Annotated in this window: 20 protein-coding genes; 8 read left to right on the plus strand and 12 right to left on the minus strand. The window is 64.4% G+C overall.

From position 1 onward, the window contains the following. The first annotated feature begins 15 nt into the window (after positions 1-15). On the plus strand, positions 16-1,293 hold the full coding sequence (locus BN3270_RS04965; RefSeq protein ID WP_058986052.1) for an Mbeg1-like protein: 1,278 nt from the start codon (positions 16-18) through the stop codon (positions 1,291-1,293). Between the two features lie 20 nt (positions 1,294-1,313). Here BN3270_RS04965 and BN3270_RS04970 read toward each other — a convergent pair whose 3' ends face one another. Continuing rightward, positions 1,314-2,312, minus strand: a complete 999-nt coding sequence (locus BN3270_RS04970) for a DMT family transporter (RefSeq protein WP_167551318.1) — start codon at positions 2,310-2,312, stop codon at positions 1,314-1,316. 156 nt (positions 2,313-2,468) lie between these two features. Here BN3270_RS04970 and BN3270_RS04975 point away from each other — a divergent pair, with 156 nt between their 5' ends. Then, on the plus strand, positions 2,469-3,368 hold the full coding sequence (locus BN3270_RS04975) for a LysR family transcriptional regulator (protein ID WP_058986054.1): 900 nt from the start codon (positions 2,469-2,471) through the stop codon (positions 3,366-3,368). A gap of 186 nt (positions 3,369-3,554) precedes the next feature. Here BN3270_RS04975 and BN3270_RS04980 read toward each other — a convergent pair whose 3' ends face one another. Further along, positions 3,555-5,141 (minus strand): YfcC family protein, encoded by a 1,587-nt coding sequence (locus BN3270_RS04980; RefSeq protein WP_058986055.1) that lies wholly within the window; start codon positions 5,139-5,141, stop codon positions 3,555-3,557. A gap of 335 nt (positions 5,142-5,476) precedes the next feature. On the opposite strand from BN3270_RS04980, the gene BN3270_RS04985 reads away from it, so the two are divergent. After that, the gene (locus tag BN3270_RS04985) at positions 5,477-6,439 is read left to right on the plus strand and encodes a helix-turn-helix domain-containing protein (RefSeq protein WP_058986056.1); all 963 of its coding nucleotides are present in this window, start codon (positions 5,477-5,479) and stop codon (positions 6,437-6,439) included. A gap of 48 nt (positions 6,440-6,487) precedes the next feature. Here BN3270_RS04985 and BN3270_RS04990 read toward each other — a convergent pair whose 3' ends face one another. Next, positions 6,488-7,630 (minus strand): M20 metallopeptidase family protein, encoded by a 1,143-nt coding sequence (locus tag BN3270_RS04990; RefSeq protein ID WP_058986057.1) that lies wholly within the window; start codon positions 7,628-7,630, stop codon positions 6,488-6,490. A gap of 164 nt (positions 7,631-7,794) precedes the next feature. On the opposite strand from BN3270_RS04990, the gene BN3270_RS04995 reads away from it, so the two are divergent. Continuing rightward, entirely contained in the window at positions 7,795-8,445 is a 651-nt protein-coding gene (locus BN3270_RS04995; RefSeq protein ID WP_058986058.1) for a TetR/AcrR family transcriptional regulator, read from the plus strand. A 150-nt stretch (positions 8,446-8,595) separates the two neighbouring features. On the opposite strand, the gene BN3270_RS09670 is transcribed toward BN3270_RS04995, so the two are convergent. Next, positions 8,596-9,132, minus strand: a complete 537-nt coding sequence (locus BN3270_RS09670; protein WP_058986059.1) for a 4Fe-4S binding protein — start codon at positions 9,130-9,132, stop codon at positions 8,596-8,598. Here BN3270_RS09670 and BN3270_RS09675 point away from each other — a divergent pair, their 5' ends adjacent. The 3 genes from BN3270_RS09675 (at position 9,133) to BN3270_RS05010 (ending at position 13,360) form a co-directional block, all read left to right on the plus strand. Beyond that, on the plus strand, positions 9,133-9,213 hold the full coding sequence (locus BN3270_RS09675) for a hypothetical protein (protein WP_271711984.1): 81 nt from the start codon (positions 9,133-9,135) through the stop codon (positions 9,211-9,213). 333 nt (positions 9,214-9,546) lie between these two features. After that, entirely contained in the window at positions 9,547-11,469 is a 1,923-nt protein-coding gene (locus BN3270_RS05005) for an MDR family MFS transporter (RefSeq protein WP_082673367.1), read from the plus strand. Positions 11,470-12,028: 559 nt separating this feature from the next. Further along, the gene (locus BN3270_RS05010; RefSeq protein WP_058986061.1) at positions 12,029-13,360 is read left to right on the plus strand and encodes an MFS transporter; all 1,332 of its coding nucleotides are present in this window, start codon (positions 12,029-12,031) and stop codon (positions 13,358-13,360) included. 113 nt (positions 13,361-13,473) lie between these two features. Here BN3270_RS05010 and BN3270_RS05015 read toward each other — a convergent pair whose 3' ends face one another. After that, a complete protein-coding gene (locus tag BN3270_RS05015) occupies positions 13,474-13,824 on the minus strand; it encodes a DUF2200 domain-containing protein (protein ID WP_058986062.1) in 351 nt (116 codons plus the stop codon). A 99-nt stretch (positions 13,825-13,923) separates the two neighbouring features. Here BN3270_RS05015 and BN3270_RS05020 point away from each other — a divergent pair, with 99 nt between their 5' ends. Continuing rightward, positions 13,924-14,592, plus strand: a complete 669-nt coding sequence (locus BN3270_RS05020; RefSeq protein ID WP_058986063.1) for a DUF4282 domain-containing protein — start codon at positions 13,924-13,926, stop codon at positions 14,590-14,592. 100 nt (positions 14,593-14,692) lie between these two features. Here BN3270_RS05020 and BN3270_RS05025 read toward each other — a convergent pair whose 3' ends face one another. The 7 genes from BN3270_RS05025 to BN3270_RS05055 form a co-directional block, all read right to left on the minus strand. Beyond that, positions 14,693-15,274, minus strand: a complete 582-nt coding sequence (locus tag BN3270_RS05025; protein ID WP_058986064.1) for a MarR family winged helix-turn-helix transcriptional regulator — start codon at positions 15,272-15,274, stop codon at positions 14,693-14,695. Positions 15,275-15,392: 118 nt separating this feature from the next. Further along, positions 15,393-16,154, minus strand: a complete 762-nt coding sequence (locus BN3270_RS05030; RefSeq protein WP_058986065.1) for an aspartate/glutamate racemase family protein — start codon at positions 16,152-16,154, stop codon at positions 15,393-15,395. 79 nt (positions 16,155-16,233) lie between these two features. Continuing rightward, positions 16,234-17,466, minus strand: a complete 1,233-nt coding sequence (locus BN3270_RS05035; RefSeq protein WP_058986066.1) for an NAD/NADP-dependent octopine/nopaline dehydrogenase family protein — start codon at positions 17,464-17,466, stop codon at positions 16,234-16,236. Positions 17,467-17,583: 117 nt separating this feature from the next. Next, complete coding sequence (locus BN3270_RS05040; protein ID WP_058986067.1) at positions 17,584-18,456, minus strand: MetQ/NlpA family ABC transporter substrate-binding protein; 873 nt, start codon at positions 18,454-18,456, stop codon at positions 17,584-17,586. 260 nt (positions 18,457-18,716) lie between these two features. Further along, positions 18,717-19,502: a response regulator transcription factor gene (locus BN3270_RS05045; protein WP_271711930.1), complete on the minus strand. Its 786-nt coding sequence runs from the start codon at positions 19,500-19,502 to the stop codon at positions 18,717-18,719. Positions 19,503-19,523: 21 nt separating this feature from the next. Further along, positions 19,524-20,759, minus strand: a complete 1,236-nt coding sequence (locus BN3270_RS05050) for a sensor histidine kinase (RefSeq protein ID WP_058986805.1) — start codon at positions 20,757-20,759, stop codon at positions 19,524-19,526. Between the two features lie 78 nt (positions 20,760-20,837). Then, positions 20,838-25,367, minus strand: a complete 4,530-nt coding sequence (locus BN3270_RS05055; RefSeq protein WP_058986068.1) for a SpaA isopeptide-forming pilin-related protein — start codon at positions 25,365-25,367, stop codon at positions 20,838-20,840. Positions 25,368-25,441: the final 74 nt, after the last annotated feature.

Genomic DNA, 25,441 nt, shown 5'->3' on the forward strand with positions numbered 1-25,441 from the left:
GCGAGAGGGGCGCATATGGCGAACATGCTCGACTATCTCGACTGGTACGGTGACTTGGGGTTCGACGTCATCCCCTTCAATGAGGTCGACAACCTCATCCTCGCCCAGCTGGCCTACCTCGACCTCACCGGGGTCGTGCCCGCCCCACCCGCTGCCGACGCAGCCGAGGGAACGCCCGAAGGCCTGCCAAGCCGCATCCCGCTTGCCGAAGCGGCACGCCTCTTCGGCAAAGCGCACGATGCGCGCAACCCCGTCGACCTGGGCGCCCTGATTTCGCCCCAAACCGCCGAGCTCTTCTACCGCGCCGCCCACGCGGGCAAGCGCTTTTCCACCGTGCAACTGTCCTGCGCATCGCGCATCTACGACGCCGAACGGCACGAGCAGTTCGGAGCGTTCGTGGCCGAACTGCCCGACGGCACCGCCTACGTGAGCTTCGAGGGCACCGACGGCACGCTTGTGGGCTGGCTAGAAGACTGCGAAATCAGCTATCGGGTGGTGCCCGCCCAAGAGGACGCCCTCCTCTTTCTTGAGCGGGCCGCCGCCCACATAAGCGGGCCCCTGCGCGTAGGCGGCCATTCGAAAGGCGGCAACCTGGCGGCTTTCGCGGCTGCAACCTGCGAAGACGCCGTGCGCGACCGTATCATCGAGGTGTGGTGCAACGATTCCCCCGGCTTCGAGGGGCGCGTCGTCCCGCTCGAATTGTTGAACACGATCGCCGACCGCGTGCGCCTGTTCACGCCCGAATACAGCGTCGTGGGCGCCCTGTTCAGCCACGTGGTGCCCGCCGTCGTCATCAAATCGTCGGGTACGGGCGTCATGCAGCATTCCGCGATGGAATGGCAGGTCATGCGCGGCAGTTTCGTGCGCGGAGCCCAGCTGCCCATGGGCAGTCAGCCGGTCAACGAAGCCTTCGACCGGCTCATTCTCACCCACGATTTAGCAGGCCGCAAGAAGTTGCTCGACAACCTCTACCGCGAGCTTTCAGCCGCCGGCATCGACAAGGTCGACGACATGTTCGCCAACGGAGCACAGGGCATCGTCAAGATGCTCGGATCGGTGAATTCGCTCGATGACGAGGACCGCAAGTCGATGACCGACTTCCTTACCGGCATCCTTGCGGGCACCGTGCAAGGCGCCATGGTCGACGCGGTCACCCCGGTTGCCAAGCAGGCCGCCGTCGCGATGGGCGAAGCCGCCCAATCCGCCCGCGCGAACGCCGCAAAGGCGATTGAGGAATTCCGCGCCCAGCAACACGAACGCGCCGCACGCCGCCGGGCCGACAGGAAGCAGTAGCAGGCCCGCAAGCGTACCGGCTAGGCGGCGCGCTGGTAGACGATCGCAGCCGGAATCGTGCCTTCGGGAAAAGACGCCGTCGTCGACGGGAAGGTAATCTGCGGCACCGAAGCCGAAACGGCCGGACGCTTGCGATTCGCGAAAGCGGCGGCGATCTTGTCTTCCATCGATGCGGCCACCGTGCAGGCCACGATCATGACAGCGCCCACGGTGCCCACCGCACCAAGCGCCTCGCTGAGGACGAAGGCCGAGATGATGGCCGTGATGACCGGCTCAGCGCAGAGGATGACCGAAGCGGTGACCGAAGAGACCTTGCCCAAGGCCACGTTCTGCAGGCCCAGGGCCAGGCAGGTGCCAGCCAACGCGAGGAAGGCGGTGCAGCCCCAGCTGAGCGCGGGCACGTCCTGGAAGTCGGGCAGGGGTTCGCCGACGAGGGCGGCCACCAGAGAGCCCGCGAAGGTCACGCCGATCTGCATCGTGGTGAAGCCCATGGCGTCGGCGTCCTTCAGGCTGCGTTCGGAAAGGACGAGCGCGAGGGCCGAGCAGGCCGAGCTGCCCAGGCCGATGAGTTCGCCCAAGCCGAAGGAAGCGCTGCCGCCACCGCAGGTGAGAAGGTAGAGCCCGCAGACCACGGCCACCTGAAGGAGAGCGGTGAGCTTGGTGTAGCGCTTGCCGAGCAGGCCGAGCGCGATGAAGGGCGCGAAGAGCATGGGCAGGGCGATGAAGAAGCCTGCGTTGGTGGCGCTTGTCATGTTCACCGACAGGCTGCAGAAGATATAGCAGAAGGTCATGGCGATGCCGGCGGGCAGCCAGCTCTTCGCAGGAGAGCTTTTCACCATGCGCACGGTACGCTTGCCGAAGACAAGCATGAGAACGGCGAAGGCGATACCGAAACGCAGCGCGGTGCACCACAGCGGGGTAATCCCGTCATAGGCAAGCTTCATCACGACGTTGCCCGCACCGTAGATGACGGTTTCGAGCACGATGAAAAGAACGAACGGCCACGTTTTGTTGAGCACCTTTACCTCCACTCTCCGCTTTCTCGACTGCTGTGTTTCGATTGCGATTCGATTACTTCTTATGTAGTGCGATGGCTATACTACGGACCGAGAAGGTTAAATAAAATCTTGAGTGTTTTGGATTAGATAAAGGGTTTCTTATACATCGAGGTCAGCATGGATTCGAAGTTTATCGCGTTCACAAAGGCTGCAAAATTGGGCAGTTTCAAGGAGGCTGCCGAAGAATTGGGCTACACGCAGGCGGGCGTGAGCTATATGATTTCGTCCCTCGAAAAGGAGATGGGCGTCACCCTCTTCCACCGCGGGCGCACCGGCGCACAGCTCACCGAAGAGGGGCGGACGCTCCTCCCCTGGGTGCTTGACATCGTCAACGACGAAAGTGCGCTCGAAGTGAAGCTGCGCGAAATGCGCAACCTGGAAATCGGCGACGTGCGCATCGCCTCGTTCGCAAGCGTCGCCATCCACTGGCTGCCCGACGTCTTCGTGCGCTTCATGGAAGACCACCCGCACATCAAGCTCGACGTCACCTGCTTCGAAGAACAGGACGAAATGGAAGACGCGGTGCAAAACGGCGAATTCGACTGCTGCTTCCTCATCGAGCCATCGGTGCGCGACTTCTACACGATTCCGCTTTCGCTCGACCCCCTCTTCATCGTCGTGCCCGAAGACCACCCGCTCGCCCACAAGGAGTTCTTCCCCGCCGAAGCCTTGGCGCAGGAGCCCTACATCAAGGTGCGCAACGATTCCCACACCGAAATGGACGCCCTCTTCGAGCGGCACGGCGTGGTGCCCAACGTGCGCTTCGAGATGGACAACGATTATGCGGTCATGGGCATGGTGAGTCGCGGGCTGGGCTACGGGGTATTCCCCGAGCTCATGCTGCGCGACAATCCCTTCAAGCTCGTGCGGCTAAAACCCGAAATCCCCACCCGGCGCACGATCGCGCTCGCGGTGAAGTCCTACCCCAAGTCATCGTTCGCCACCCGCGCCTTCATCGAATCAGCTCGTTCGGTCGTAGGCGAACTCAACCTCGCCGAGAACATGGCGCAACCCTAACGAGCCAGGCGGCGGCGCAGAGCCGCTGCCTCCTGGCTTCAGCGGCACGCCCCTGCAACAGCGTCCCCACGGCAGCACCCGGGGCCTTGTTGCACGAAAAACGGCGCCGCTCGGGAAGCGGCGCCGTTTGCGCAAGCCGCACGCGCACAAGAAGGAAAGCGCGTGAACGGTATCGAGAGGTGATGCCTACACGTGGAAGACCACGGTGCAGACCGACAGGACGATGGCACCGAACACGAAGGTGAACACCATCATGGGCCATACGAACTTGAACCAGTCGGACATCTTCATGTGCAACATCTGCAAGGTAGCCATGATCAAGCCGGTCGGGGCGATGTAGAGCATCGCGTACTGGCCGAACTGGTAGGCAGCGACGATGATCCAGCGGGGGATGCCCACGGTGTCCGCCAGCGGGGCGAAAATAGGCATCGAGAGCACGGCCAGACCGCTCGAAGAGGGAATGACGAAACCGAGCAGGAAGAACACGAACATCAGGCCGACGATGAAGATCGGGCCGCTCATGCCGTTGACGAAATTCGACGCCGCGTTGAGCATAGTGCCGGAAATCAGGCCGGTGTTGAGGATGTAGTTCACGCCGCGTGCCAGGCCGATGATCAAGGACACGGGAACGAGGCTCGAGGCGCCGTCGGAGTAGGCGTCGACCATCTTGGTCTCGCCGATGCCCTTCTTGCCCATGCCACCGATGAACATGACGATGATCGATAGGGTCAGGAACTCGGCCGCCATCTGCGGGAACCACCAACCCAGGCTCATGACGCCGTAAATCATGATCAGGAAGGCAGCGACGAAGATGACGAGCACGATCTTGCGGCGGGCGTCGAAGTCGGCCACGTTGGTGTCGCCTTCGATCTTCCACTGGGCTTCGAACTCTTCACGGTCTTCATAGGAATAGCTGAAGGTCGGGTCCTGCTTGACCTTCTTGGAATACCAATGCAGGTAGAACAGGTAGACGATCGACGCGACGATCAAGCAAAAGAGGCGCACGTCGAGGCCTTCGGTGAACACGGTGCCGGCGGCGTTCGAGGCGATAACCGCCGAGAAGGGGTTGACCGTCGAGAACGTGGTGCCCACCGAGCTCGCCATGAACACGGCGCCCACGACCACGATCGAGTCGTAGCCCAAGGCCAGGAACACCGGAGCGAGAATCGGGTAGAAGGCCACCGCTTCCTCTTCGAGGCCGCACATCGTACCGCCGAAGATCATGAAGGCGGACACGCCGAAAACGAGCAGGAACTCGCGGCCCTTGGTCTTTTTGGTGAGCTGGGCCAGGCCCGATTCGAAGGCGCCGGTCGCTTTGACCACGCCGATCAGACCGCCCAGGCACAGGATGAATACCATCACGTCGATCGAGTCGACCACGCCGTAGACCATCGCGTAGGGAACGTCGGCCAGGCTGTAGGGCTTCTGATCGAGGCTCTCATAGGTGCCGGGGATCGAAACGGCCTTGGTGATGGCGCCGCTCGTGAACTGGTTGATGTCGATCGACACGCCCAGGCTGTCGAGGGTCTCCTGCGTGGCGTCGAGCTCCTGCACGTCGCCTTCGGGAGACGTCATCTCCAACGTGCCCGATTCCGCGTTGTACATCAGGCTCGAATACTGGCCGGCGGGCACGAACCAGGTGCACACCGCCGCGATCAGCGTGACCGCGAACAGAATGGTGAAAGCCGACGGGAACGAGAACTTCTTCTTTTTCTTCTTGCCCTCATCGACTTTCGGCGGCGTCTCGATCGCCGCTGCTGCTGCCTCTGCCATGGGGCTTCCTCCTTTTCCTTTCCCACCCGCGGTCGGCGGCCGCAGGCGCGCGCGGCAACTCCCCTTGCCGCGCATTCCGAGCGACCGTCATAGGCGCGGCCGCTCCCAACGCCTTGGAGTATCCCCGCGGACCGAGGGAGATAGGAAGGTGTAAACCACCTGCCCGCTTGGCTATAATTCGTATGTATTCACGGGAGGAAGGCGCCTAAACCTTCAATAAACCGCAGGTCGCAGGCGCATGAGGGAGACGCCCCGCGCTCGCTCGTTCGGGCAAGCGCCCAGCCGGGCGGCGAGACGGGCGGGGGCAGCCCATAGGCTATGAGGAGATGCCGGGCATGTACGATGTGCTCTTCTACTACACGTTGACGATCATGCTCATCGTCACCATCGCTGCGGCAACGAGCGTTTCGGCCTATTTCGTCTCGCACCGAAAGTCGTTTGCCTTTGCCGCCGCCACGATGCTCTCCTACTTCTTCGACGTCGCCCTCGTCTTCCAACACGACTTCGTGGCGCCCAACATCGAGCTCACGAGCGACACCTTTTGGGACATCAGCAACCCGGCAGCCCTCACCGTCACCGGCGGCTTCCTGCTCGCCTTCCTCTGGCTAACCGTGTGCCAGTTCATCAGCGAGAAGCGGGCGGTTGCCAAATGGGCGCCCACGGTGCTCTACCTCGTCTGGTCGGTCGGGTCGCTCTTCCTGCTCAGCGAACCGCGCGTCCGCGAGTTCATGTTCTTTTCCGGACGCGAGGCCGCCCTGTTCCTCATGGCCGTCCTCATCGCGGTCCGCTATCGCACGGCCAACAAGGAAAGCGCCGTCTACAACGTGATGCGCAAGTACTGCAAGGGGTTCCTCGTCTGCCTGGGGATTGTGGTGCTCATTACCGTCGAAAACGTCTACGTGCAGCTCGTCTTCGATCCCGAAACCGCCAACCAGGCCTTCCGCTTCTTCGCCGAGCGCAGCTTCGCCGAAAACCTTCTCTTCGTCGTGCTCGCCATATCCGTGATGCGCGCCTGTTCTAAAGAGCTGCAGCTGCGTTACGAGAAGCCGCCGGCGCGCGACGACGAGATGGTGGAAGATTCAATCAACCGCGTCCTGCCGCGCTACGTGGAAATGCACGGTCTGTCCAAGCGCGAAAGCGAGGTCCTTCGCCTCATCGTGCTGGGCAAAGACAACCAGAACATCGCAAGCGAGCTCACCTTGGCGCCTTCCACCGTGAAGGTGCACGTGCACAACATCCTGAAAAAGACCGAACAGGCCAATCGCGGCGACCTCATCCGCGACTTCTGGGGCGCCTAAGGCGCGTGCGCCGAGCCCCCGGGGAGCGGCGCACGCGCAGAACGGTCGCTAGTTCAGGTGGGCGAGCTGGGCGAAGACGTCGACCGCGCGGGAAATGTTGTCGTCCACGTAGTCGAAAGCCTGGGTGTGCACGTCGGGGTAGTCGAAGCCGTTACCCAGGTAGAACAGGCAGCCGGGCACCACCTGCTCGTAGTAGCCGAAGTCTTCGGAGGCGCGCACGGGCGAGGGATCAGGCAGGGTATGCCAAACAAGCCCGGCCGCCTCGGCCGCCGCACGCACCTTGTCGGCGCAGGCCTTGCTGTTCACCGTGGCCGGAAACACGTCGGAAAGCTCGGCACGCAAGGAAAGGCCCGCGCCCGCGGCGAGCTGCTCGGCGCGGGTGCGCACGCTCGTCTCGAGGGCGCGCAGGTCAGCGTCCTGCTGAGCGCGCAGGGTGAGACGCACGACGCCGTCGCCCGGATTCACGCCGAAATTGGGTGAGCCCACCGAAATCTGCACGACCGTGATCATCGCGTAACCGCCGTGCGCCGCATCGCGTTCGAAACCGGGCAGGGCGGCAACGAGCGCTGCTATGGCCTGCGCGGGATTGATGCCGTTTTCCGGTTCCGCCGCATGCGAGGTCTTGCCCGCGAAGAACAGCGACAGGCCTTCCGAGGCGGGCATCGTGGCCCCGTCGACCAGGTTGACCGTGCCGCGCTCCATCTTCGACCAGTTGTGCATCGCGTAGACCTCGCTCACGCCCTGGGGTTCGAGGATCTTGCAGGCGACCTTGGCGCCCTCGCCGATTTCTTCGGCGCCCTGGAAGATGAGCACGACCGGCTGGTCCGCCCCGCGCGCGTCGAGCTCGAGCGCGAACCCGGCAAGCGAGGCGGCGTGCCCGTCGTGGCCGCACTTGTGCGACACGCCGCGATTCGTCGAATTCCACGCGAGGTCAAGGTCCTCGCAGATGGGCAAAGCGTCGTAATCGGCGCGGAAGGCGAGAGCGGGTTTGGCGGCGCACACGGGATCTGAGGGGGTGTAGCGCACATAGAAGAACCGGTCGCCGGGATCGACGATGTCGAGATGACGTGTGTTCTCCTGCAAGAAGGCGAGGAGACGGCGCTTGGTCTCCTTCTCACGCAGCGAGAGCTCGGGATGGGCGTGGAGTTCGTGGCGCAGTTGCACGACGCGAGCGAGACGTTCGGGATCCATGTGCGTTCCTCCCCTAAACGATGCAGTACGGGGCCATGATACCGCGCCCCGCCCCGGCGTCCCGCAAATGTGCTTCCTTGCTCACTGCCTTAGCATTTCGTGGTTTTTCCCACACGATCGGCACACTGCTCGTTATTATTAGCACGGAGAGAAAGCGAGAGCATATGGCCGCAACGCGACAACCTTCGCATTCGCGTGAGGAGATCATAGACATAGCCTTCGAACTCGTCGACGCGGTGGGATACGACGGGTTTTCCATGCGCGCGCTCGGCGACGAGCTCGGCATGAGCGCAATGGGCGTGTACTCCTATTTCAAATCGAAAGACGACCTGCTTCGCGCCGTGCTGCATAGAGCGCAAGAAGAGCTCGACACGAGCTCCATCCCCGGCGAGCACTGGGTGGACACGGCTCACCGCATCTGCGAATCTATGCGCGCGCAAAGCTTGGCCCATCCTCACATCCGCCTCATGCGCTATCGCATCGTCGGACGCTGGCCGCAAGCGCACAACGACGATTACTATCGGATATTTCACACGCAGGGCATGCCCGACGCCGTGCATACGCAGTTCTTCCGCACCACCGTGTCCTATATGTCGGGGTTCATCGACCCTGCCTGCTGGAACCTCGTGTCCGAAGAGGAAGAGAACAACGCGGCAATCGCCCCGGCCAAGGAGCCATGGGAGCTCCGGGACGAAGAGCGCTTCACCAAGGAAGCCTTCCATGAAGGCCTCGACATCATCATTGGGGGCATCAAGGCCTTTGCCGCCCCCGACCCCTGCAACTGGCGCACGCCCGCAGCAGCCCTGGAAGAGTAGACAGCCGCCCGGGCCATGCGCCGCGTTCCGCCCGCGCCTTGACGCAAAAAGGCGGCAGACGCGCCGGCACAAGAAGAGAGAGGGAGCCGGCACGCCCACCGCCAAAACCCGGGGCGAGCCACGGAAGAAGGCACGAAGCCTTCGCAATCGTTATCGTTCGAACACGTCGCCCTCGATTTGCGACTTCATCGTGTTCAGAATCTGGTGCAGATCGTTCACCTTCACCGCACGCGACCGCATACGGTACCGATGAACGTCCCCGTCAAACAGGCACGACGGTTTCACGTCGTCGAGCAGCAGGATGGCGCACTTGCTGAAGGCCTTGCCCGTGGTGGTTTCGATGCGCTTCTTATCGTCGATCTGCGGTCGGAAGGAACGCGCGAAGCGGCCGAACAGATTCTGGAAGGCGCAGATCGGGCAGATGAGACCGCACCACTGGCGGAAGAACACCAGCTCGAACACGAGCAGCGCCGGCACCAGAATCACCGACCAGGTGATGTCACCCGCGCCGAACAAGCGCCACACCAGGATGATCATGGCGAACGACAGGCCAATCGGGCACACCAGGCAAAACACCGGGAACCCGAAGATGCGCATGGACGCCAGCGCGCGGCCCTCCTCGACCGGATCAACGCCGCCTACCTGCAGGAAAAGCTCTTCATTTCGGAGGGCACGGCCAAGACCCATATCCGCCACATCTACGGGAAAACGGGCGTGCACAGCCAGCAGGAGCTCATGCGCCTTATCGACGACACCGTCGTCGACTAACCGGCCGCGCGCGACCTGTGCGCCTCGCTCGGCGGCCGCGCCGAATATGGTGACCTTGTGCAGCTGGGGAACGAGCGCTTACGAGCGGAAGGGAATTTTCACTAGTATCGATACCCGCAAGCTTCCTAGGCGCACATATTCTTTTCGAACGATGGCCCCATGGCCATCGCCATCATCATGGCAAGGACATGCTTTCTGCGGGCCTTTCGCCCGCAAGCACCGTCGGTTTCGCAAAGCGGCGCACCCTCCCCGGGTGCGCCGCTTTATTGTGCTGCGCCCCGACCAACGCGGCCGGCGCTCCGGCCAGACAAGAGAAAGGCGGTTTTCACCCGTATGAACCAACAATCCCCCATGCCGAAGGCCCACGTGCCCGTCGACCACCCGATTCTCGCCCTTATGGGCCTCTACCTGGGCGGTTTCACCGGCATGTACAGCGAGACCTCGCTCAACATCGCCCTGCCGCAGCTCTCCGTGGCCTTCGGCGTCGACATCTCGATCGTGCAGTGGCTCGTGGTGGGCTACATGCTCGTGATCGGCCTGGTTCTGCCCTTCTCGAGCCTGCTCACCAAGTGGTTCTCGGCGCGCAAGCTCACCCTGTTCGCCCTGGGCGCCTTCGCCGTGGGCGCGCTGATCAGCGGCTTTTCCTCGACCTTCGTAGGCGCCCTTGTCGGCCGCTGCATCCAGGGCATCGGCACCGGCCTGGTGCTGCCCCTAATGTTCGCGATGGTCATGGAAGTCGTTCCGCCCAACAAGATCGGCGCCGCGATGGGCACCACCTCGCTCGTCATCATGTTCGCGCCCGTCATCGGCCCCACCCTGTCGGGCATCCTCATCGCCGCGCTGGGCTGGCGCTGGGTCTTCTTCAGCTTCGTGGTCTTCCTGGTTATCGGCCTCTTCTTCGCCGCGAAGTTCCTGGTGAACCCCTATGAGCTCACCAAGCCCAAGGTGGACGCCGCGTCGGCCGTCCTGTCCTGCCTGGGCTTCGGCGGGCTCGTGCTGGGCAGCGGCCTGGCCGCCGACCTGGGTTGGGCTTCCGCGCCGGTCGTCGCCTCGTTCGTCGTGGGCATCATCGCCCTCGCGATCTACGTGCGTCGCCAGCTCGCCAGCGACACCCCCATCCTCAACCTGCGCGTGTTCGCCACGCGCGGCTTCACCCGCGGCTCCATCGCCGTCATGATCAACTTCGGCATCACCTTGTCGATCATGTACGTTCTGCCCCAGTTCTACCAGAACGCCATGGGCCTGCCCGTCGACGTGGCCGGCCTCCTGCTGCTGCCCGGCGGCATCGTCAACATGATCGTGAGCGTCTTCGCCGGTCGCCTGTACGACCGAGCGGGCGCGCGCATTCCCGCCATCGCCGGTTTCGTGTTGTCGATTGCCGGTGCCGTTTTGCTCGCCACCTGCACGCCGGACACGCCGGTGGCTGCCGTGGTCTTCTTCAACATCCTGTGCATGATCGGCGTGCCCCTGGCCATGTCGCCTATGCAGACCCACGCGCTTTCCTCCCTGCCGCCGCGCTTGAACACCGACGGCTCGACCGTCATGAACACCGGCCAGCAGGTCCTCGGTGCCATGGCCACCGCCATCGCCACGAGCCTGCTCACCTCGGGTCAGGCCGCTTCCCTGGCGCAGAACCCCGGCGCCTCCCAGCTCGCCTTCACCGCCGGCTCGCGCGAGGTCTTCGCGTTCGCCATCGTGCTCGCTGTTGCGGGCCTGGCCATCGGCGCGACGCTGAAGAAGTCGGACCTGCCTGGCGCGCCCGCCCCGCAGCCCGTGCCCGAAGAGGAGGGCGCCGCAGGCGCGGTGGCCACCGTGGCCGACCTTATGCATCGCGACGTCTACGTCCTGCATGCCGGCCAGACGGCTTCCGACGCCCTCAAGCTTTTCGCCGACAAGGGCATTTCCGGCGCGCCCGTGCTCAACGCGACGGGCGAGATGATGGGCTTTATTTCGGAAGGCGACATCATGCGCACCCTGGCCACCCAGGTGCCCCGCTTCACGAGCGCCTGGTCGATCGTGATCGAACGCAACAACGCCTCGTTTTCCCACAAGGTGGACGACCTGCTCGGCATGGGCGTGACCGAGCTCGCCACCAAGAACGTCATCTCGGTCGACCTGCACGACAGCATGGCCGACGTGGCCCGCGCCCTCACCGACAAGAACCTGAAGAAGGTTCCCGTTACGAGCGACGGGAAGATGGTGGGCATCATCAACCGTTCGGACATCACCGCCTACGTGGCCGGCTTGTTGAAGTAGCCGGGAATACGCGGCGCTCTCGGTCGGCGGGAGCCTGCGCCCGTGAGAGCCCTCGGCGCTGCGGGCCCCGCCCAGGCGGCAAGCGCGCGCCGGGAATGCCCCCGGCGCGCGAAATATGTAGGCTCTGTGTGCGCGCACGCGCGGAGCGCCCGTGTTCGAAAGGGGACCCCGATGAGGGTCCCCTTCCGTTTTTCCCTGCTCTGACCTGGGATTATTCCATGGCTTTCGGTTGGCTTGCCTAACTGTCCCTTCGCCGAAAAAGCGAATCCTTTCACCGTTCCATTGACAGGAACGATTCTTGTCCTAGTCTAAAGGCCGTCGAGCAAAGGGCTCGGCGAACGAAAGGATGAAACATGAACCTGCTGGTTACCCTGATTTCGATTACGAGCGTGATTAGTTAGCACGGGTAGCCGCATGTGCCGCCCGTGCTTCCTCGACGGGCGGTCGATGAGCTGGAAAGCCAGCGACTGCAAGCAGTGCAGCCGCTGGCTTTTTTACGTTCGCAGCAAAGCTCCGCCGAGGATCCGGACGATTGGTTCAATCTCGGAAGGAGCGAGAAATGTCAAGTTCGGCAACAGCAACGCGATCGATGGCGATGAGCGCGCCCGCGAAGGAGCGAGATTCCGTCGCGGAAGTCATGGGCGCTTCGATGGTGGGCACCGCCATCGAGTTCTACGACAACTACTGCTATTCGATCGCCGCCGCCAGCTATTTTGGCACGATCTTTTTTACCGACGTTGCCAAGTCCGACCCGCTGCTGGCTACGATCATGGCCTTCGTCACCTTCGCCGTGTCCTTTATCGCCCGCCCCTTCGGCTCCCTGCTCTTCGGCCACTTCGGCGATAAGCTCGGCCGCAAGAAGACCCTCGTCGTGGCCCTCATGATGATGGGCATCGCCACGTTCACCGTGGGCCTGCTGCCCGGCTACGAGCAGCTGGGCACGCTCGCCGTCGTCCTGCTCTGCGTGTGCCGCGCCTGCCAGGGCATCGGCCTTGCCGGCGAATGGTCGGGCGCCGCGCTCGTCGCAACCGAAAACGCCCCGGCCGGCAAACGCGCGGTCTTCGGCGCCTTCCCCAACATGGGCGCGCCGATCGGCTTCTTCCTGGCCTACGGCATCAACCTCCTGCTCGACACGAACCTCTCGAGCGACGTCATGGTCGCCTGGGGCTGGCGCATCCCCTTCCTGCTTTCCGCTGTGCTCGTGATCGTGGGGCTGGTTATCCGCCTGCGCATGAGCGAGACGCCGGTGTACAAGAAGGCCGCCGCGGAACACCGCACCTCCCGCACCCCGTTGCGTGACCTTCGCCATTACTGGAAGCAGGTCGTCCTGGGCATGTGCGCCATTTCAGTGACCTACACCTTGTTCTACTCGCTCGGCACCTGGTCGTTGGCGTACGGCGTGAAGAGCCTGGGCTTCAGCCAGTCGGAGTACCTGTCCATGGAACTCTTCGCCGTCCTCTTCTTCGCCGCCTTCATCGCGGTGGGCTGCTTCGCCGCCGACCGCTTCGGCCGCAAGCGCACCCTCTACACCGCAACCGCCGCGATGCTCGTGTTCAGCCTGGTCTGCCCGCAGCTGCTCACCGGCACCCAGAACTTCGCCGGCGTGCTCGCCTTCCTCTGCGTGGGATTCAGCATCATGGGCGCCCTCTTCGGCCCCTGCGGCGCCTACCTGCCGGAGCTCTTCCCCGCTAAGGTGCGCTACTCCGGATCGGGCCTGTCCTACAACCTGGCTGCCGTGACCGGCGGCGCGTTCGCCCCTACGATCGCCACCGCGCTCGTCACCTCCTTCGGCATCCAGGCGCTTGGCTGGTACCTGGGCGTCATGGCCGTGATCGCGCTCGTCGCCCTCTGCTTCATCAGGGAGAGCAAAGACGTCGATTACGAGGCCTAGCGAATCGACCCGCTTGGGAACCCCACCCTACGCCGAGAACCCCGCGCTTCCGCTTCACCTGCGAACGCGCGGGGTTCTTTTCGTTTGCGCACGAGGGGCGCCTGCCCAACGCGCTAGGCGCGCAGCACCGTATCGAGCGGCTTGCCTTTGGCGAGTTCGTCGACCAGCTTGTCGAGTCGGCGAATCTCGCGCATCGTGAGGTCTTCCACCTCTTCGACGCGCACCCCGCATACAACGCCCGTCACCTTGTCGCGATGCGGGTTGGGCTCCGGCTCCTGCCTGAAGAAGTCGCCGTAGGCGGTGCCGTCCGCTTCGGCCGCCGCGATCTGCTCCGGCGTGTAGCCGGTCAGCCACGACGTCGCCGCGTCGACTTCGGCGCGCGTGCGTCCCTTCTTTTCGGCCTTCGCGACCAGGGCCTTGTAGACGCGGCCGAATTCCATCGCGAATACCTTCTCGTCCTTCATCGCGTTCCCCCTGTTCCGCGTGGCCCATTATGCCCCGCACCGCCTGAGAGCCCCGCTGTTCGCGCTACACTGAAAGATACCCGAACAGAAAGGACTCCTATGTACTATTCCGACCCCTTTGACTCGTTGGGATCGAGCTCGTCTCTGCTTGGAGCAGGCGCTTTTGCCGGCGCTCTCGCCGTCATTGCGATTCTCGCTTTCATCGCCCTCTGCGTTGTAGGCTACATTATGCTCCTGGGCAAGAACGCCTCGCGCCGCACGAGCGCCCTCGGCCGCTTTTTCAACTTCGACCATTTCTATATCGAAAAGGTCCTGCAGGTGCTCAACCTCATCGCCGCGGTGGGCATCGCCGTCTTCGCCTGCTGGATGGCCCTTTCGTCGTTCAGCTCGCCCCTGCTCATCCTGCCGGGTATCCTGCTGGGCGCGCTCGTCTTCTTCGTCGGCCAGTTCATCAACCGCATCATCTTCGAAGGAGCCCTGCTCTTCGTACGCTTGGTGACCGACACGCAGGCCATCCGCAACACGGTGGCCGGCCCGCGCGCTGCGTCCGTGCCGCCGACCCCCGCAGAGCCCGTCGCCCCTGCGGCAGGGTATCGCACGCCCGCTGCCGAAACGTCCGCCCCTGCGCCGAGCGCCCCCGCAGCCCCCGCGGTACCGGTCGCGCCCGCACCTGCCGAAAGCGCCGTACACGCAAGCTGGCGCTGCCCCTCGTGCGGCACCGAAAACGACGGCAACTTCTGCGTAAGCTGCGGGACCAAGCGCCCCTAGCGGCCCCTGCGTTTCCCGAGCCTTCCCTTGCATGAAAATGCCCTGCTCCCCGAAGGGGAAGCAGGGCATTCTTTTTTGGAGGGAATGGGGCGCCCGTGCGCTAGGCCGTTTTCGTCGCCGCCATCAGCTTGCCCAAGAGGGCGACGAGCTCGGCTTGCTCTTCAGCGGAAAGGCAGGACAGGAGATCGCGATAGGCCGCCACATGGCGGGCGGCGCGGCGCTTGCCTTCGGCCATGCCTTCGGCGGTGAGTTGCATGAAGCCCGGACGGCCTTCGACGTCGACGATCTTCAGGTAGCCCGCGTTCTCGAGCGCGTCGATCGATGGCTGCAGGTCCGCCGGGCTGGTGTAGAGGAGCTTTGCCATGATCGAAGGGGCTGCCAGGCCGCGGCGGCGCATGACGGCGCAGAGCAGCTTGTCTTCGACGCGTTCGCCCGCGGCGGCGCGCAGCTTATGGGGCAGCACGGTGAGCAGGTGCTCGATGCGCACGTCGGCAGAAGCATTGGCGTGATGCTTGGCGGCTGCGGGCTTGGCCGCAGCCGGGCGCGTCGCGGGGGCACCCGTTTCCCCTTCCGCCTTCTGCGACTGCTCCCAGCGGTAGGCCCCCAGCCCGCACTGGTAATGGTCGAGACGGCAGTGGAAATGGCAGCCGGGGCAGACGGCCACCGCGGAAGCATGCGTCATCGCGATCCTTTCACGCAAAAGCCCACAGGGGCGCGTTCGTATATCTGCCCTAGTGTAGGCAATGGAGCCCTCAAGCTCTGTTGCTTTTCACACCGCTCCGTTGAAGGGGCAACCGCCTCTAGAAGTAGCCGTAATAGGGAGTCTGCACCATGGCCGCGTGGGCCCAATTGATAAGCGTGATGAAGTCGAACACGGCCCTGCCCGTTGCCGCCTGGATCGCCGCCGCGTACGGGGGCAGGTCGCTGCACTCGAGCAGGATCGCGCCCACTTCGGGATGGTCTGCACACGCGCGCGCCGCCAGGCTCTGCAGGTCGGCCGCTAGCCGCCCGTTGTCCAAGGTCGTGTCTCCCCAGCGAATCGCCGCAAAGCTCTCGCGGTCCCCCACGTTGCACACCAGGCAGCGGTCGGGCGTGCCGCCCATATGGGAAATGAAAGCGTCGTCGACGCTTGCCGCGTCGGCCGTAAGCACGAGGACGCGACGGCGCGCCGGCAAACTGCGCTCCACCAAGGGGAGCTGGAGCATGCTCGAAAGGAAGACGGGGACCTCTACCGCCTGCGCCACATCGTCTTGGAAGTGCGCGAAGAAGCCGCAGGCCCCCACGATCGCGCGCACCCCTTGGGCTTCGAGACGCCGCGCCGCTTCGACCACCGGGCCCTTGATTGCGGAATCGCCCGCAAAGAGCTGCTCGATGGGGAAGTCGACCCGTTCATAGAGGACGGGGAAAGCGAAGGTCGTCGCGTTCGCTACGTTTCCCGGGAGTTTGGGATAGCGCAGGTCGACGGCGATCACGCCGATCGCGAACCCAGATGCGTAATGCGCCGGCACGGTAAACGTGTCGTCCAGGTCGCCGGGAGAGCGCAAGGCTTTTTGCCAGGTCATGGCCTTCCTTTCATACAAAGGGCCCCGCGCCCGCGCTTGTCGCACGGGCATGGGGCAGACGCGCGCGCCTTCGCCACAGCTAGGCCTCGACGTACGTGCCGTTGTTGAGGTAGTCGAGCAATTCGTCCTTCGACAGATGGGCAATGCCCAGATCCTCGAGCGTCAGGCCGGTTTCGAAGTAATTCTTATGGGTCATGACGCCGGCGATTGCGATCATCGAGTCGATGATCGGGGTGCTCACGCCGAACTTCTTGCCCAGTTCATGGTAGACATGGCAGCCCACCGGCACGTCTTCGGTGACGTAGCGGTTGTAGATGGAGAAGGGTCCCGTGGCATAGCCCACTTCCCATTCCTCTTCGAAGGGGACCGTGCAGCCTTCGCCCATGTACTCTTCGCCCAACACGCTCGTGCGCTGGAAGAAGACGTCCTTCTTGAACTCCTGAATGCCGACGCCGATGGCCTTGGCCAGGGCGATTTCCTCGTTGTAGAACTCGTACTGCACTTCCGAAATAGAGGGGCAGAAGGAATGGCTGTAAATCGAGTAGTCGTGGATATTGCCGCGCAGCACGGTACCGAAGTTTTCCATCGTCGACACGCCGAGGACGGTGCCCGGCACGTGGATAACGGGGTTCACGTTGGAAAAGCCCGTGTCGAGCACGGTGCCACCGCTCACCACGCCGTCGCCTTCGGTGATGGCGTCGAAGCAGCCGAGGGCCTTGGTGCTTTCGAGGAATTCGTCCTGGTCGGTCATGGGCAGAGCCGCGCCGCGCAGGGTGATCGCACGGTAGACGAGCGAGACGTGCGCGTTCATCACGCCGCCTTCGGTGTCGACGCGCGTGCCGTAGGGAGCGCTCGACCAGCCGCCGATGACGACCTTCTTGTCGCAGCCGGCTTCGCGCATAAGCTTGCGCAGCTTGAGGCTGCCGTAGTTGTCGGGGATGATGTGGATGATCTGGCCGTCTTCCAGGTGAGGGATGAGCTCCTTGAAGAAGGGCTCGTGGGCGATCGACGGCACGCCCACGATGATGATCTTGGCGCCCTTCACCGCTTCGGCGACGCTATCGGTCACCAGGTCGAACGTCGCCTTCCCGAAGCGCTCGAACCCGTACTTCGACTGGGTTGCGGGCGGCTTGGCCTGCACGGTGATGCCCGTGCGCGCAACCGTCGCCAGCGTCGTCTGGAAGAAGGGCTGCAAATCGCAGATGCGCACCTCCTGACCGGCCAGGGCGCAGTCGGCCGCGCAGGTCTTTCCCACAGCGCCGCCGCCCAAGACGGCGACGGGCGCTTTCCTCAATGCTTCGATGTCTGCCATAGGGCCTTCCCTTTCTCTTGTATCCGCCGCGCGAGCGCGGCGCCCTATCGGTGCAATTGCTACGCGCGACAAAGCCCGCTGCAAGCGGCAGCAGGCTGCGCGCGATGAAATTCGCGATTAGAAGACGGGCACCACGGCACCGTCGAAGGTGTTGACGATGTAGTCGCGTACCTCGTCGGAGTTGAGGGCCTTCTCGAGCTCCTTGGTCTTGCCGGCATCCTCGTTGCCCTCTTTCACGACCAGGTAGTTGGCGTAGGTCTGGGCGGCGGCCGAATCGGCGGTTTCCACGGCAAGCGAATCCTTGCTCACGCTGAGCCCGGCGGCGAGCGCGTAGTTGCCGTTGATGACGGCGATGTCGACATCCTTCAGGACGTTGGGCACGTTGGCGGCCTCGAGTTCGTTGAACTTCAGGTTCTTGGGGTTGCTCGTGATGTCCTTGACGGTGGTGTTCACGTCGGTGGGGTCCTTGACCTCGATGAGCCCGGACTTGGCGAGCAGGAGCAGGGCGCGCGCCTCGTTGGTGGCATCGTTGGGCACGGCCACGGTCGCGCCGTCGGGCAGGGCGTCGAGGGACGCGGTCTTGCCGGCGTAGATGCCCATGGGCTCGAAGTGCACGGGTTCCACGGCCACCAGATGGGTGCCCTGCTGGTCGTTGAAGTTGTCGAGATAGGGCTTGTGCTGGAAGTAGTTCGCGTCGACGTCGCCCTCTTCGGTCACCGTGTTGGGCTGCACGTAGTCGGTGAATTCCTTTACCTCGAGGGTGTAGCCGTCCGCCTCGAGAAGGGGTGCCACGGCGTTTTCCAGGATCTCGCCCTGGGGCGTGGGCACGGCAGCGACGGTGATCGTCTTGTCGTCGCCCGACGATGCGCCTCCGGAGGCCTGCTGGGTAGCGCCGCAGCCCGCCAAGGAAAAGGCGGCCGCTGCGGCAAGGGCTGCGCCGGCAAGGGCGAAACGCAATTTGTGGCGATGACGCTCGGTGTAGGTCTGCATGGAATGTCCTTTCCTTGTGAATGCTTGGGAAAGGATAATTCCAGAACCTACCGTGGGGCGCAAATACAACCACACGGGTAAAGATGCATCGTTTCCGCAGGTCAAAGCCTATTCTTCAGAATTTGCGATAACCTGCGTGCGGGAACCCGTATATATCGACACGGGGAAATGTAGGCGCTCGATTTAGACACTTTCGGCATAGTGACGGGTTTTCACCCGGGCGCGGGCGCCGTACCGCAAAAGGCGGGCAGGGCGCTTCCCTACTGCTGGCCGGGGGTCACCAAGCCCGTTTCGTAGGCGATCACAACGAGCTGGGCGCGGTCATGGGCGTCGAGCTTGTTCATCACGCGAGCCAGGTGGGTTTTCACCGTGGCGGGCGAGATCACCAACTGCTCGGCAATCTGCTCATTGGTCATGCCGTGCGCCACAAGCTTGAGAATTTCGCTCTCGCGGTCGGTGAGGTCAGACAGTTCGTGTTCGGCGCGCACCGCGCGCACGCGGGAGTCGACGAAGGTTTCGATTAAACGGCGCGTGACCGACGGCTGGATGAGGGCGTCGCCCTTGGCCACCGTGCGCACGGCGCGCACGATATCGTCGGGTTCGGCGTCCTTCAGCATGAAGCCGCTGGCGCCTGCCGAAAGCGCATCGTAGACGTATTCGTCGATATCGAAGGTCGTGAGCACCAAGACATGGGTCCCTGCCAGCCGTTCGTCCCCGGCGATGCGGCGCGTAGCCGAAATGCCGTCTTCGACCGGCATGCGGATGTCCATGAGCACCACGTCGGGGTGCAGCTCGAGCGCGCGGTCGTAGGCGGCGGCGCCGTTGCCCGCCTCGCCCACAACGTCGATATGGTCGTAGGAGGAAAGGATGAGCCTGAATCCGCTGCGCACCAGATCTTGGTCGTCGACGATGAGCACCGACACGTCGCCGAGTCGCGCGTCGTCGGCCTCGCGCACCGCTTCCTCGCTCTGCTTGCGCAAGCGTTCCTGCGCCTTGCGGTAATCGTCGTTGTACAGCTGCGAACCGCCGATAAGCTCTTCCGCCACGTCGGCCTCCGTTCCTTCGTGCTATTCCCGTTTGCCCAGGGGCAATTCCACGCGCACCGCGAAGCCGCCCTGGGGGCGGTTTCCCGCCGTAAACGTCCCTTTCAGCACGGTGACGCGTTCGGCCATGCCCTGCACTCCGTGCCCGCTCGATGCCGAAAGGCCGTCGGACGCGGCGGCATCGACCATGCCGCGGCCGTCGTCTTCCACCGAGAGCACGGCCTTGTCTTCGGTGTTGAACAGCCGCACCTTCAGGTTGCGGGCGTGGGCGTGGCGCACCGTGTTGGTAATCGCTTCGCGCGCAATGCCGAACAGGGCCACGTCAACATAGGCGGGCACTTGCGCGCCATCGTAGCCGCTGTGATCGTAGTCTACCGCAAGCCCCGCTTCGCGCGCGTAGGCGCACAAATCGGGCAACCGATCGGTACCGTTGGTGGGCTTGGTTTCGGCTTCGGCGTCCTCATTGCGCAGAACGCTGATCATCGAGCGAATCTCCTCGAGCGCCGATTTCGACGTCTGGCGAATCTGGGACACGGCCTCCTTCGCCATGGCCGGATTGCGGTCGATGAGCCGCTCGGCGGCAGCGGCCTGAATGCTCACCGCCGAAAGCGAATGGGCCGTGATGTCGTGGATCTCGCGGGCGATGCGCACGCGCTCTTCTTCCACGCGACGGGCCGATTCCTCTTCGATGCGGCGCTGCGTCTCCTCGGCGCGAGCCTTCGACTCCTCCTTGTAGTTGTTGAAGGCGTAGAGGGCCAGGCCCACGCCCGTGGCCACCGCGAACAGGGTGAGGTTCTGCACGACCACCGCCAGGCGGATGGCCGCGTTCTCGCCGGGAGGCGGCATCCAGAAGAGCAGGATCACCACAAGGGCCACGGCGGTTCCCGTTTCGTAGATCGTGCGTTCCGACGCAAGCGTGAGCAGGGCAATCATGGGTCCGATGGCCGAAAACGAATAGCTGGGAGCATTGCCCTGCGAGGTCACGAACACGAGGAAGGTGAATACGAAGACCTCCCAGGGCAAGCGGCGGCGCGCGACGAGAGGCAGGGTGGTCAGCGCGAGCAGGATGTAGACCGAAGGGTCGGGGTTGCGCGAGATCACGCCCATCATGCTGCGGAAGAGCGAATCGCGGAAGACGAGCGGCGACGAGCTCACCGTGATCTGAATGAGCGCAAACATGAGGGCGGCCACGGCGATGAGCGCGTCGAGCGCCCAGTCGAGCCGGTCCATCTTGCAGTTGTTAACGAGAATGTTCTTCATCGTTCGCACTATACCGAAGGCCCCGCTCCCGCGCCAGCTCCCTTTCCGGAAGCCGGCGCGGACGGGCGTCACACACCCCTATCTGCGCAGGCGCCCTACCGAAACGATCGCCGTTGCCAGGGTGGCAAGCGCGAGAGCAAGCAGGGGCCATCCGCGAACAAGCGCGTCGGCGGTTCTGGCCAGCACCGAAGGCGGGGTGTCAGACGGCGGTATCTCTTCGATGGTCACCGTTTGGTGGTCGTCGGCAAGGTCGGCATGACGGGCGACGAGCGAGATGGCCCCCTCCGGCGCATCCGCCTCGCGGTCGTAGAGCTCTTCGAAGGCAACGACCGATCCGGCGCCTGCACACCCCGCGTCGAAGGAGAAGGACACCTCCACCTGGTCGTCGGATGCCTGGGCCTCGAATTCCGCCGTGCCCGTGACGGGTGTGCCGTCCGCGTTCATCACCGGCTCGCCCGAATCCCGCTTCATGAGCGTGCCCCGCAACAGGTAGGTCGTGCCCACCTGCAGGCCCTCGACGGACACCGTATCGGTGAGCACAAGGGTGCCCTCGTCCGAAACGACTGCCACATGCTCCCCGCTTTCCGCATGTACGAGCTCTGTGCGCACGGCGGGCGCAACCTCTACCGATTGGCCTTCATCGGCGATATCGGCGTGTACGGCGAAGAGGCGGTCGCTGCGCATCTCCTCGAAGACCACGACCGTGCGGCCCGCAAGCGCTGAAGCATCGAAGGTGAATGTCACCTCAACAGAGCCCGACCGGTCCGTAGGGACCACGCGCGCCGTCGCCGTTACCGGCTCGCCCGTATCGTCGAGCAAGGGGCCGGCGTCGACCGGGGCGCCCGCGTCGTCGACCTCCCTCACGTGGAGGGTGCCCGTCACTGTGTACTCCTTGCCGGGCACCGCGTTGTCGTAAGTCACCGTGTCGACAATGGTCGCCTCCTCATCGGGCGCGAGCAGCCTGCCGTCACCTTGGGCCCGCGCATGGGTTCCTATCTCACCCGGAGCGTTTTCCACAACCAGTTCCAGGCACGCCGAGAAGGGGCCGTCACCTTGGCCCACCAGGCCGTTCTCGTTCACGGTGAAGTCGATGAGGGCAGGTGCGCCCGTCTCCTCGTCGAGGGCAACCGCTTCGTAGCCTTCGGGCACCCCCGACTCCTGAAGGTGGTAGCTGCCCGGCGCAAGCTGCTCGACCTTGCCCCAGCCGTCTTCGTCAGACGCGAAAGAGCCTTCGAAACCCTGATCCGACCATATGCGGAACTGGGCTCCCGCGAGCGCTTGCCCCGTTGCGGCATCGACCTTGCGCAGCTTGAGGGTGGACGGGACGTCCGACACGTCCACCCGCGCGAGCGCGAGCGGCACGTCCTGGCCTTGGTAGGCAAGAGTCACCGTGCGCGGCGCATCGTCGAGTGCCCAGCCCGAAGGAGCCGTAACCTCACGGACCGTGTAGGTGCCCAGGTAGAGCTCGCCCGTGCGGGCAATGCCATCACGATCCGTCGTCATCTGCGCCACACGGTCCCCGGCTTTGGCGCGTACCGTGCCGTCGGGCGTGACGATGTCGGCCGCCGCACGCACCTCGAAGGCGGCGCCGGCGAGGGTCTCTCCGGCGGAAGCATCCTGCTTGCGCACTTCGATGGCCCCCTTAGCCGGACGGTCGCCCACCGACACGAGGACCGGCTGGTCCCAGGACCGGTCGGCCCCGTCGATGGTCACCGGAACCGGATCGGCCGTAAGCAGATAGCCCTCGGGCGCGCGCACCTCTTTGATCGTGTAATCACCGGGAGCAAGCAGCATAGGCAGCGTGAGCTCACCTTTCGCGTTGGTCGTCCACGTATCCACCGTATGCGCATCGGGATAGGGCGCGGCATAGGTCACAAGGGCGCCCGTCCGGTCGAAAAGCTGGAAGGAGCAGGCAAGGGGCACCTGACGCCCGGTTTCCGCATCGAGCTTGACGATCTTCAGCGGCGATTGGGCCCGGTCGGTGACGAGGGTCGGTTCGTCGTAGGCCCCGTCGTCGCCGATCCGTATCTTCCATTCGGCCGCCACGGGAACCTCGAAGCCATGGTCCTCGCGGAAGGCGCGGCCAACCTCGTCGGGGACCACCTCGCGCACGCGGTAGCTGCCATAGGCAAGCGCCCCCGACCAGCCGTCGGGCACCGCCCACCCGTTCGCCTGCGCGTTGCGCGTGGAAGCGAGCCCATCGGCGTCGCAGGCAATGGTGCAGACCACCTCGCCCGGCGCCGCCAGCTTCCCCGTTTGCGGGGAGACCACCGGGGCCGCCGAGTCGTTGAGTATCTGGAAGAGAAGCCCGGGCACGAGTACCCGTTCGTCGTCGGCGCGAGCACCCTCGCCTGTCTGTCCCGCGCCCATCTGAGGAATCGCGACGGTCTTCACCAGGCGATAGTCGCCCTGTTGAGGCCGATCGCCCACCGCGCGTCCTTCGGTGCGCTCGGCACCGAAGGAGTCCCACGCGTCGCCAACCGTTTTCCATACTGCCTGCGACCCCGCCCCATCGGGAGCGAGCAGTACCGTGCGGACCGCCGTATCGCGCGCATAGCCCACAGGGGCTTTGGTCTCCGCCACGGTATAGGTTCCCAATGGAAGCGCGAACTCCCCTTGGTCGTCGGCGAAGAAGCCCTCGCCCGAGACGAGATGGGCTGCATCAAAGGCAACGTAGCCATCCTCGTCCGAACGCAACACCCAGGTGCGCGCCGGGTCCCCTTCGGCCGATCCGTCTAGACGATCGTAATAGCGCACGGCGAATTCGGCGCCGGCAAGCGAGGCGTCGCCCTGGGGCTGCGCCGCCCCCGTGAGGGCATCGACCTTTTGCAGAAGGGCCTCTCCCCTTCCGTAGAGGGGCTGCTCTTTGGCCGTCGCATGGTAGACCCCGCCGCTTTCAACATCGACGGGAATGACCTCGTCGGAAAGGGCGAAACCGCCCGACGAAGGTGCCGCGGTCTCCTTCAGGAAGTAGCGACCGGGCGCAAGCCCGTCGGCACGGCCCCAACCCGCCTCGTCGAGCACGATTTCGCCCGCCGCGTCGGAACACCCCTCGTCGCGGAAGATGCCGTAGACGGCGCCCGCCATCCCGTAGCAGGAAGCGCTGCCCGCTACCGAACGATCTGTTGGCTCTTTCTGCAGTTCGATTGCGCCCGTGGCCCCCTCCCAGCATACGCTGAACAGGCCCACGCCCGCCTGGGTTTGCATGGTGGGGCTCACGATCGCGATGGTCATGGAATCGTCTCTCACCTGAAGGACGCGCACGAACACGCCGCGCTCATCGCGGGACGTCGACACGTTGCCGTAATGCTTGTCGTTGCTGTAACCCCAACCGTCGCTGCTCACGCCGATGTGCGCACAGTAGAGCTGCACCGATTGGGCCGGCAGGTGAATCTTGGTGCCGTCGCTCGCGATGACGTCCTGTTCGCGGATAAAGCTTCCGCGTTCGTGGAAACCGAACTTGTCGCTGGTCGAAAAATCGTCGAGCGACACGCCCGCGCCCGCCATCACCTCGCGCGCCAGGTCATCGGGGTCCGCGCCGTTGGGGCGCGCGCCCTTGACAACGCCCTGGTTACGCCCGTAGATGTTTTCGGCAGCGGCGGCGAAGGTCGACCCGTCGTCGGGCGCGCCCGACGCCTTCCACACCACGCCCAGATCGGGCAGGCTGCCCGCGTAGGCCGCGGGCACGAGCGAGCGTGCGGCACGCGCGGCCGCCTTCACCAGGCCGTCCGACACCTCAACGCGCACGTCGCTCACCTGAACAGGGGAAAGCTCGATCGAAAGCGCACCCGTGCGGGCATCGTAGGACCACAGATCAGACGATTCGTCGAGGCGCACCCCATCGATTCGCACGGCATCGATTTGCCCCGCCACCGGTTTGGTGCCGTTGGGGGAAACGAGCGAGAGCTCGGTGCGCGTGTCGGCCGCGGAAGGGTGCGCTTCGACCTCCCAATCGCCCGCGCTCGCCCCCGCCGATTCCACCTGCGCCCGCACCGGCACGTCTGCCTGAGCGGAAACGGCATAGAGCACCTGCACCCGCACCGAATTCAAACCGTCGGCCAGGTGGGTTTTGGGCACGTAGACAAGGCCCGCCTCCACGTCGAAGCACACGTCGTTGTAGAGCGTGCCGCTCGTATCGTTGCGACCGGCGAGCGCCTGCAGCAGGCGGGCGCCCGTAGACCCCAGATGGTCGATGCGCCCCACCAGGCAGGGCGCATCGGGAGCGGCCGCGTAGAGCACGGCGGCGCCGAAGGAGTTGCCCGCAAGCGATTCCCACTGGTCGGAAACGCCGTCGCCGTCATGATCGGCCCACAGATCGTCCAAGCTCGACCCGAAAAAGGAATCCGCGTCGACTAAGGTGGCTTCGACCGTCACCGCGTCGACGGGACGCAGGTCGCCCGCTCCCACCAAGCGTTCGTCGGCATGCGCGCGCACGTAGGCAAGGGGGTCTTCAGGCGAGGACGCGGCGGTCACCCCCGCATCGGGCGGATTGGCCCACGCGCTGGCAGGGGCAGCCGCCCCCACCCACAGGGCGCACCATACCGCAAACAGCGCAAGCGCTCCCCTCGCCCACGCCCTCTTCCACCTTCCTCGAGCATCTACCGCCATCGCGCGCTCCTTCCACCCGTAAAGGACACGGCGGAGCGCCACGGCGCACCGCCCTCGTCCCCCTCATGGTGAAA

It is taken from the genome of Hugonella massiliensis, from assembly GCA_001486445.1.
Lineage (GTDB): Bacteria > Actinomycetota > Coriobacteriia > Coriobacteriales > Eggerthellaceae > Hugonella > Hugonella massiliensis.

What these genes read in the sequence shown, in the direction of transcription:
- BN3270_RS04965 (WP_058986052.1), top strand. Translation starts at nt 16, where the DNA reads ATGGCGAACATGCTCGACTATCTCGACTGGTACGGTGACTTGGGGTTC.
- BN3270_RS04975 (WP_058986054.1), top strand. Translation starts at nt 2,469, where the DNA reads ATGGATTCGAAGTTTATCGCGTTCACAAAGGCTGCAAAATTGGGCAGT.
- BN3270_RS04980 (WP_058986055.1), bottom strand. Translation starts at nt 5,141, where the DNA reads ATGGCAGAGGCAGCAGCAGCGGCGATCGAGACGCCGCCGAAAGTCGAT.
- BN3270_RS04985 (WP_058986056.1), top strand. Translation starts at nt 5,477, where the DNA reads ATGTACGATGTGCTCTTCTACTACACGTTGACGATCATGCTCATCGTC.
- BN3270_RS04990 (WP_058986057.1), bottom strand. Translation starts at nt 7,630, where the DNA reads ATGGATCCCGAACGTCTCGCTCGCGTCGTGCAACTGCGCCACGAACTC.
- BN3270_RS04995 (WP_058986058.1), top strand. Translation starts at nt 7,795, where the DNA reads ATGGCCGCAACGCGACAACCTTCGCATTCGCGTGAGGAGATCATAGAC.
- BN3270_RS09670 (WP_058986059.1), bottom strand. Translation starts at nt 9,132, where the DNA reads ATGGGTCTTGGCCGTGCCCTCCGAAATGAAGAGCTTTTCCTGCAGGTA.
- BN3270_RS05005 (WP_082673367.1), top strand. Translation starts at nt 9,547, where the DNA reads ATGAACCAACAATCCCCCATGCCGAAGGCCCACGTGCCCGTCGACCAC.
- BN3270_RS05010 (WP_058986061.1), top strand. Translation starts at nt 12,029, where the DNA reads ATGTCAAGTTCGGCAACAGCAACGCGATCGATGGCGATGAGCGCGCCC.
- BN3270_RS05015 (WP_058986062.1), bottom strand. Translation starts at nt 13,824, where the DNA reads ATGAAGGACGAGAAGGTATTCGCGATGGAATTCGGCCGCGTCTACAAG.
- BN3270_RS05020 (WP_058986063.1), top strand. Translation starts at nt 13,924, where the DNA reads ATGTACTATTCCGACCCCTTTGACTCGTTGGGATCGAGCTCGTCTCTG.
- BN3270_RS05025 (WP_058986064.1), bottom strand. Translation starts at nt 15,274, where the DNA reads ATGACGCATGCTTCCGCGGTGGCCGTCTGCCCCGGCTGCCATTTCCAC.
- BN3270_RS05030 (WP_058986065.1), bottom strand. Translation starts at nt 16,154, where the DNA reads ATGACCTGGCAAAAAGCCTTGCGCTCTCCCGGCGACCTGGACGACACG.
- BN3270_RS05035 (WP_058986066.1), bottom strand. Translation starts at nt 17,466, where the DNA reads ATGGCAGACATCGAAGCATTGAGGAAAGCGCCCGTCGCCGTCTTGGGC.
- BN3270_RS05040 (WP_058986067.1), bottom strand. Translation starts at nt 18,456, where the DNA reads ATGCAGACCTACACCGAGCGTCATCGCCACAAATTGCGTTTCGCCCTT.
- BN3270_RS05050 (WP_058986805.1), bottom strand. Translation starts at nt 20,759, where the DNA reads ATGAAGAACATTCTCGTTAACAACTGCAAGATGGACCGGCTCGACTGG.
- BN3270_RS05055 (WP_058986068.1), bottom strand. Translation starts at nt 25,367, where the DNA reads ATGGCGGTAGATGCTCGAGGAAGGTGGAAGAGGGCGTGGGCGAGGGGA.